Genomic DNA, 1,614 nt, shown 5'->3' on the forward strand with positions numbered 1-1,614 from the left:
CTCCCCATCTTCCCGTGCTCCCAATTGGCTCAGCTGATCTTGGACCTCTCTGCTTCTCTAGCAGACCATGTATGTCTCTCTTAGGGTCCTCCTTGTTTACTAGCTTCTCTGGCAGTGTGGATTGTAGGCTGGTAATCTTACTTTATGTCTAAAATCCGCATATAAGTGAGTACATACCATTATTGTCTTTTTGCGACTGGGTTACCTCGCTCAGAATGGTTTGTTCTCGATCCATCCATTTACCTGCAAATTTCAAGATTCCATTGTTTTTTTTTCCACTGAGTAGTACTCCATTGTGTAAATGTACCACATTTTCTCTATCCATTCTTCGGTTGAGGGGCATCTAGGCTGCTTCCAGTTTCTGGCTATTACAAATAGTGCTGCTATGAACATCGTTGAACAGATGTCCTTGTTGTATGAATGTGCTTCTTTTGGGTATATGCCTAGGAGTGGAATTGCTGGATCTTGTGGTAGACTCATTCCCATTTTCTTGAGGAGTCACCATACTGATTTCCAAAGTGGCTGTACAAGTTGGCACTCCCACCAGCAGTGGAGAAGTGTTCCCCTTTCTCCACATCCTCTCCAGCATAAACTGTCATTGGTGTTTTTGATTTTAGCCATTCTGACAGGAGTAAGATGGTATCTCAGAGTTGTTTTGATTTGCATTTCCCTGATGGCTAAGGATGTTGAACACTTTCTTATGTGTCTTTCAGCCATTTTAGATTCCTCTATTGAGAATTGTCTATTTAGTTCTGTACCCCACTTTTTAATTGGATTATTTGGTGTTTTGGAGACTAGCTTCTTGAGTTCTTTGTATATTTTGGAGATCAGCCCTCTGTCAGATGTGGGGTTGGTGAATATCTTTTCCCATTCTGTGGGCTGCCATTTTGTCTTGCTGACTGTGTCCTTTGCCTTACAGAAGCTTCTCAGTTTCAGGAGGTCCCATTTATTAATTGTTGATCTCAGTGTCTGTGCTACTGGTGTAATGTTCAGGAAGTGGTCTCCTGTACCAATTAATTCAAGGGTATTTCCCACTTTGTCTTCTAATAGGTTCAGTGTGGCTGGGTTTATGTTGAGGTCTTTGATCCATTTTGACTTAAGTTTTGTGCATGGTGATAGATATGGATCTATCTGCAATCTTCTACATATCTGCAACCAGTTATGCCAGAACCATTTGTTGAAGATGCTTTCTTTTGTCCCATTCTATAGTTCTAGCTTCTTTATCAAAGATCAGGTATTCATAAGTGTGTGGGTTAGTATCAGGGTCTTCAATTTGATTCCATTGGTCTACCTGTCTGTTTTTGTGCCAATACCAAGCTGTTTTCATTGCTATAGTTCTATATAAAGCTTCAAGTCAGGGATGGTGATGCCTCGAGAAGGTCCTTTCTTGTACATGGTTGTTTTGGTTAACCTGGGTCTTCTGTTTTTCCATATAAAGTAGAGAATTGTCCTTTCAAGGTCTGTGAAGACTTGTGTTGGTATTTTAATGGGGATTGTATTGAATCTGTATATTGCTTTTGGCAAGATTGCCATTTTTATTATGTTGATCCTACTTATCCAAGAGCATGGGAGGTCTTTCTGTTTTCTTGTATCTTCTTTAATTTCTTTTTTAAT

Annotated in this window: 3 protein-coding genes; all 3 read right to left on the bottom strand. The window is 40.0% G+C overall.

Annotated features, from left to right (window positions below; genetic code table 11):
- Positions 1 to 252: 252 nt before the first annotated feature.
- Entirely contained in the window at positions 253 to 480 is a 228-nt protein-coding gene (locus KRX52_RS15910) for a hypothetical protein (RefSeq protein ID WP_217682715.1), read from the bottom strand.
- 18 nt (positions 481 to 498) lie between these two features.
- Entirely contained in the window at positions 499 to 1,137 is a 639-nt protein-coding gene (locus tag KRX52_RS20840; RefSeq protein ID WP_254797632.1) for a hypothetical protein, read from the bottom strand.
- A gap of 192 nt (positions 1,138 to 1,329) precedes the next feature.
- The coding region (locus KRX52_RS15920) for a hypothetical protein (protein ID WP_217682714.1) at positions 1,330 to 1,614 on the bottom strand (285 nt) is incomplete at its 5' end.

The sequence above is a fragment of the Geopseudomonas aromaticivorans genome (genome assembly GCF_019097855.1).
In the GTDB taxonomy this organism is placed as follows: domain Bacteria; phylum Pseudomonadota; class Gammaproteobacteria; order Pseudomonadales; family Pseudomonadaceae; genus Geopseudomonas; species Geopseudomonas aromaticivorans.

Bases quoted from the DNA above. Each gene is read 5' to 3' on its own strand.
- KRX52_RS15910 (WP_217682715.1), bottom strand. From the start codon at position 480: ATGAGTCTACCACAAGATCCAGCAATTCCACTCCTAGGCATATACCCA.